The 612-nt window shown below is 48.5% G+C and carries 1 protein-coding gene; it reads left to right on the top strand.

The window, feature by feature from the left end:
• Nucleotides 1-430 precede the first annotated feature (430 nt).
• The coding region (locus tag DUT91_RS25720) for a hypothetical protein (RefSeq protein WP_147272314.1) at nt 431-612 on the top strand (182 nt) is incomplete at its 3' end.

The raw sequence follows: 612 nt of genomic DNA, 5'->3' as shown, positions 1-612 counted from the left end.
CCCCCCGGAAGGGCCGGGGAATGTCGCCAAAATGTCGACAATTCAGCGCCTGACCGCTTCACCAAAGAACGAGTCGCAAAGATGGGGAAGGGGACGCAAACGACAATTTGGCGGTTGCGTTCACCAAAGAACGCGCGGCGAAGATGGGAAAAGCGAGCGGACGCGCGCCGTAACTTTCTCGCCCCTGGCGCCGCGCTCCAGCACCAATTTCATTGCATTCCTTCGCTCCGATTTCATTGGTAACACCTTAACTCGGTGTCCCATGAAACCGGCAGTAGGCCAGTGCTCATCTTAAAGCCGCTGTCAGATATCATATGTATAATTGAATTTTTGTTTAGTACAATTAAAGCAAATTAATAATGCTGATAGCAAAATTGAAGGGGTAGCTTAAGCTAACATCATCCTAATTGGATAGAAGGACTAGATTATTATGAAGATCAAATTTGCACTCTCTTGCATTGCTGTTGTCGCCTCTGCACACATTACTCCCGCATTCTCCGCAGATACCAACTCGGGCGCAATGACCGTCAACGCCATCAAGGCGCAGACAAATGACGGCAATTTTTTTCATTATCACTTTGCTGGTGATTATGGCGGGGTAAGCAGCTCTTG

Source organism: Paramesorhizobium salinisoli, from assembly GCF_003335045.1.
GTDB classification, from domain to species: Bacteria; Pseudomonadota; Alphaproteobacteria; order Rhizobiales; family Rhizobiaceae; genus Paramesorhizobium; species Paramesorhizobium salinisoli.
This window is presented reverse-complemented; position numbering and strand designations above follow the sequence as displayed.